This window comes from Rhizobium sp. PEPV16 (assembly GCF_008919455.1).
In the GTDB taxonomy this organism is placed as follows: Bacteria; Pseudomonadota; Alphaproteobacteria; order Rhizobiales; family Rhizobiaceae; genus Rhizobium; species Rhizobium leguminosarum_Q.
Map to the genome: position 1 here is coordinate 20,818 of NZ_VSZV01000288.1, position 5,223 is coordinate 26,040.

The following is a 5,223-nucleotide window of genomic DNA, read 5'->3' on the forward strand; positions in this document are numbered from 1 at the left end:
GTGTTTTTCATACGATGAGAGAGTTCGTGCATCAGAACGCGTTGTCGCTCCTCATTCTCTCTCTGCTCGGTGCGATCCCTCAGAATTTTTACGAAGCCCTCGACTTCGCCGTCGTCCGACGTCAACGCCATCATCTGACCGGACGCCCAGAACAACGAGCCGTCCTTGCGAACGTGCCAGCGCTCATCATTGCCATGACCTTCGGTCAAGGCGGCAGTCATTTCCCGCTGGAGAATCCCGGCCTGCCTGTCTTCCTCGGTGAAAATGACCGCCGCAGGCTGGCCGACAATCTCATCCGCATCCCAACCGAGAATCCGGCGCGCGCCCTCATTCCACGTGGTCACCAGGCCATCGAGATCCATGGAGATGATCGCATACTCGATCGCGCTTTGGAGGATCGCTTCGAGAAAGCGTTCTCGGGAGCGGCTGGATTTGGAAAAGAGTTTCATGATCATATGCTGCGTCTGATCCTTTCAGGGCCTGCAAGGCTGAAAGGCCTCATCCTGATTTATACCGGACGGCGTGGCGTTGGCAAAGGCCGCAGCCGTGACACGTTGTCCGGCAAATCTCGGGAGCGGCGATCGCCTAAGCCACGCAACTGTCTCGGAAACAAAGATACACGCGCTACGTTATCAATCGACGACCTTGTGAGCGTGAAGCATGACAGCCCATACCAAAGAAAAACTCCACGGGGATTTGCCCTCCGCATCTTCAAAAGCAGCTTCTGCCGATCGGAAAGAATTGGCAGCGATCGCATTTGAACGCACCAGGATGCCGATGGTCGTTACCGATGGGCGTAAGGCCGATCAGCCGATCGTGCTTGCAAACAAGGCATTCCTCGAGCTGACAGGTTACGAGGCCCAAGAAGTGCTAGGCCACAACTGTCGTTTCCTGCAGGGCCCCGCGACGTCTCCGATCGCCGTCGCCGAAATTCGTGCCGCTATCGCCGGCGAGCGTGAGATCAGCGTCGAGATCCTCAATTATAAGAAGAGCGGGGAGCAGTTCTGGAACCGCTTGCATCTCAGTCCCGTCCATGGGGATGACGGAAGGATCCTGTATTTTTTTGGATCTCAGATCGACATGACGGAATACCGGCGGATCGAGGCACTGGAGGCCTCCGAACATCGCCTGCTCATGGAGGTCGACCACCGATCCAAGAATGTCTTGGCGATCGTCGACAGCATCGTCCGCCTGAGCAATGCCGAAGACCCCGCGCTTTACGCCGCCGCCATTCAACACCGCGTTCACGCGCTCGCCCGTGCACATAGCTTGCTTGCTGCGCGACGATGGACAAGCATTTCTCTTGAGGAACTCATTCGCCAACAGGTGGCGCCGTTCGCGGCCACCCGCGCCGTTTTTAGCGGCCCGGATGTCAAAATGCCGGCACCCGTCGTCCAGCCCCTTGCGCTCGTGCTCCATGAGCTCGCTGTCAACGCAGCCCACCACGGTGCGCTTGCCACTGCGCAAGGCAGGCTTTCGATCAGTTGGAAGCCCGGACCGTCAGGGGCCGGCTTTAACATCCGGTGGCAGGAGGTGGGCGCCCCCACTCCACCCAAATTGGCCAAGCGAGGTTTTGGTACGGTGATCGTCGGCGCAATGGTTGAAAAGCAGCTTCAAGGACGTCTCGAGAAAACCTGGTCGGACGAAGGGCTGCTTATCGACATTGAAGTTCCAACTGCCGGCTCGACCTCCGCATAACGGCACCTTGGCACAGGAAAAGTGATGTCAAGAACCCGCCATCGAGATCGAACGCTTAGCGTCCGCTAGCGAAGGACTCCGAACGATGCGGTACCTTGCCTCAACAAGATTATAAATTCCGAAAGCCGCCAATCCAACGGCGACGGCGACGTACAGAAAGGATCCCAGCGGTAGCTGGCGGAGCCATTCCAAGGCGTCGCCCATGCTGCCGGCTTGTCCAGGATCCACCCTGAAACCCGCATAGGCGAAAAGGACCCCGGTAATCGCGAACACGACGCCGCGGGCGACAAGACCGTAGATGCATACCAATGCCACAATACCCTTTTGATCAGGTATCCGAAGGTGGCGCTCGAACTTCCTGGTGATGCCCTTGGCGGCCGTCACGAAGCCGCCGATGACGAAGCCAACGCCGACGGCGATCGCAAGGTAGGAGCCGAAGGGCTGCGACATGATCCATCCTGCCAGATCCTTCTCACCGGAACTTCCGCTGCCGCCGCCCATGAAAAGAGCCTTGCCGAGTGCATATCCAGCAAGCCCGAGATAGGTGATGGCGCTGCCGAAGAGTGCGGATCGGATCGCCAATCCTCTTGCGTTGCCGCCATGGCCGTCGCTATCGGCTAGAGACTGCGCCAACCTCCAGGCGACAAAACCGAGAAGGCCGAGTCCGATCAATCCGACCCAAACGCGACCGAGCGGCTGCCCAAGCAGTGCCGAAAGCGCGGATTTAGTCTCCGGCCGGCCACCGGCCAGGCCAGAGAGGAGAGCAAGCCCGGCCACAAGGAGAAAGACAACGCCGCGCGTGACATAGCCGCCTTTGGCGAGCAGATCAAATCGATATCCTTTGGTCATCAGCGGTCCCCGTCGGTTTGAGCGTGCGATATTAACGCGCCAACCCTCGGAAAGTTTTCCTGAGAAGCCGGGAGGCATTCTCCGGCCTGACCGGCGCGTCTTCCTGTCAAACTCTCGCCCAGGTTTATTTCTCGGCGGAATGGGCTGGTCGCGCTTTGCTCGCTGCGGATCAAAAAAGGAGCCCCGCCGAAACGGGGCAAGCTGGAAAGGACGGATCGTACAGGAAGGAAGGGATGGCGGACGGCCCCGGGATTGGGGCCACCTGTACGATCCTGATGTCAAAACAACGATTGGTCGAAAAGGTTCCTGTGCGCTTCCGCACCAATGCTTGCATTGATCTGTACTTGCGCAACGATTGATGAGTTCAGAGAAGAAAAACCCCGCTGGGGCGGGGATCAGGAAAGGGGGTGTTTTCTGGGCTGGCGAATTAATTGCGCTGCAAAATCCATTTCAAACACAAATCATAAGTTTTCAATAAAACAATAATCCATGAATTAACTTTTCCCCAGATATCTGCTGGAAACTATCAAACTATCGTTCGACTTCGCTTTTTCTGCAAAGCGATTGGTAGCTAATTACAAGAGATGACTTGTAGTTCATATCTGTCGGATAGAAACTGTGCTTGACGGGGATGGTGGGGATTGGCAAATGCACAGAACTATACTGACTGTACTATCTATAATGTTTCTCGGAACGCAAGCTATTGCTGCTACCGCGATGATAGGAAAGGAGCTTCAGGCTCTGCTTTCAGACGGCAAGGTGATTGCGATGGGCGGGCCAAAAGAGGGCTACAGTGGGGAGCTTTCTCTACTCAAGGACGGCACCGCACATGGTCAGGTTAAACTCGATTCCGGAGATGTAATCTCGATTGACGGCGTGTGGCACATTTCCGGCAACACGTTCTGCCGTACCTGGAAGGGGGGTAGGGACGCGGGCAAGGCGGTATGTGATACCTGGAATAATACGGGCCAGAAGTCTGTTAGCGCGTTGAACGGAAAAGAGAATATTGGCATAAATTCCTGGAAATAGCCTCGAGGCCGTGATCGATTTGCAAGCCGGGCGAGGGCGCTGCAAGCATCGGTGAAGCAGCTGAGCTGTCGTCCTTCTTGAAGGATCTGCAACATCGATCAAGAGGACCGTCGACCTGCAAGCCGAGGCGGCCGCCCGGCTTAACAGGAGACAGCGGTTTTCGGGGTGAAAACCAGCCGAGCGACCTGCTTTCAAACCCGCCTGAGGGGTCGGCAGTTCCGCTTCTCACCCGAAAGGACTACACCTTCACGACGGACGAAGCGCCGGCCCTGGGCGTCGGCGATCGCCGATACCGGGATGTCGTCGTCGAAGACAAGATGGAGGAACTGTTCCGGACGTCGGACGTCACGCCGGGCTTTGCCCGACCTTATTCCTGGCTTGAGGGATCCGATGACCTTCGCCCTGATCCATCAGGTCGTCGTCACCGGCCTGCTGTTTGCCTTCACCATGATGATGGGCGTCGGGCTGACGCTCTCCGTGGTCGCCCTCCTGACGGTGGTTTTCCGCGACCGCATCGCCTATCTGATGAGGACGCGGCCGCGGCTGTTGGGTTCCGTATCCCGCGCGACGGGTGGCTTCGCGGGGCTGGTGCTGGTTGCCGTCGCTGCGGCCGAGATAGCGAATTGGCTGGCGTTTACATGAGGGCAATGATGCGTCGAACAAAAATGGCCATGATTGGCGCGACGGCAGCGCTGCTGGCATTGGCAGGCGTCGCCCAGTGCGAGGAGACGACGTCGCCGTTCCAGCGGTTCGCCGAGCGGTGCCTCGAACACGGGCCGCGCTACGACCAGACGGTCGCACTCGCGAAGGAAAGCGGCTGGCCGAATCTGGCGGACGACATGACGATGGGCATTCAGCCTCTCGGGGAACCAGCGACCTTCCAAGGCTGGCTCGTGAATTCGGACGGCACGTCTCCTTTCGAGGCGGTGGTGGTCGCACGTGGGGCCGTCGGCCCAAAGACCGTCGAGAGTTGCACCATGGCCTTCGCAGGGACCGACGCGGCCGCATTCGAAAGCAGCTTCGCGTCGACGGGAGCCGCGCGGCCTTCTGGAGAGCAGAAGGGACAAGGGCGGGTGCGGAAGTTCTTTGCGATCGAGCGCGAGGGCGTGAAGGAAGCGCTAACGCTCGACCTTCCAATCTATCCGAACGGCGCCGACGAGGTTGTGGCGAGCGTCGTCTCCGAGCAGCGGATTGAAAACTGAAGCCGCTTGACAGGGCGATCCTGCTTTGAGAATTTCGGATCATGGGGCAGCGATCGCCCCACGAGGCTACGGCCGAAGAATCGCGTCCTTGAACCGCACCAACGGAGGACGCGCCATGCCGTCATTTCTTGAAATCACACCTGACAAGCTGAATCGGATCATCGGCACCTCAGGCCCCCAGACGCTGATAGACGTCCGCTGCCGGCAGGGATGCAAGCTCAGTCAAGGCGTCTTCGCCTATCGCCTGTCGTTCGAGTTGCTTCCATGAAGAACGCGCCCCCACGGATTGCGATCGTCTGGCGCGGCGACCGGGAAGCCCGGCGCGCGGCGACGCCGCAGAACAACCGCTTCCACCGGATCTTCGAAGAACTCGCGGCCGTGGGCCTTGCGGCCGAACCCGCCGTCTTCGACGAAGAATTCGCCGACGAGGTCCTCGAACAGCTCC

5 protein-coding genes and 3 pseudogenes are annotated in these 5,223 nt (G+C 58.7%); 6 read left to right on the top strand and 2 right to left on the bottom strand.

Features of this window, described 5'->3' with window-relative positions; genetic code table 11:
- Positions 1–455: PAS domain S-box protein (locus tag FY112_RS37730; protein ID WP_246700669.1), on the bottom strand; the 455-nt coding region annotated here is incomplete at its 3' end.
- Between the two features lie 205 nt (positions 456–660).
- Here FY112_RS37730 and FY112_RS13780 point away from each other — a divergent pair.
- Complete coding sequence (locus tag FY112_RS13780) at positions 661–1,698, top strand: PAS domain-containing protein (RefSeq protein WP_131623442.1); 1,038 nt, start codon at positions 661–663, stop codon at positions 1,696–1,698.
- A gap of 27 nt (positions 1,699–1,725) precedes the next feature.
- Here FY112_RS13780 and FY112_RS13785 read toward each other — a convergent pair whose 3' ends face one another.
- Entirely contained in the window at positions 1,726–2,547 is an 822-nt protein-coding gene (locus FY112_RS13785; RefSeq protein WP_151518587.1) for a DUF1206 domain-containing protein, read from the bottom strand.
- A 648-nt stretch (positions 2,548–3,195) separates the two neighbouring features.
- Here FY112_RS13785 and FY112_RS13790 point away from each other — a divergent pair.
- The 5 genes and pseudogenes from FY112_RS13790 to FY112_RS13810 form a co-directional block, all read left to right on the top strand.
- Positions 3,196–3,576, top strand: coding sequence for a hypothetical protein (locus tag FY112_RS13790; protein WP_026158568.1), 381 nt, complete (start codon positions 3,196–3,198; stop codon positions 3,574–3,576).
- A gap of 390 nt (positions 3,577–3,966) precedes the next feature.
- Positions 3,967–4,218: pseudogene (locus FY112_RS13795) on the top strand (ABC transporter permease); the annotation flags it as partial.
- Between the two features lie 23 nt (positions 4,219–4,241).
- Positions 4,242–4,778: a hypothetical protein gene (locus FY112_RS13800; protein WP_245372555.1), complete on the top strand. Its 537-nt coding sequence runs from the start codon at positions 4,242–4,244 to the stop codon at positions 4,776–4,778.
- A gap of 115 nt (positions 4,779–4,893) precedes the next feature.
- A pseudogene (locus FY112_RS13805) lies at positions 4,894–4,977 on the top strand (sulfurtransferase); the annotation flags it as partial.
- Between the two features lie 65 nt (positions 4,978–5,042).
- Positions 5,043–5,223, top strand: a pseudogene (locus FY112_RS13810) (hypothetical protein); the annotation flags it as partial.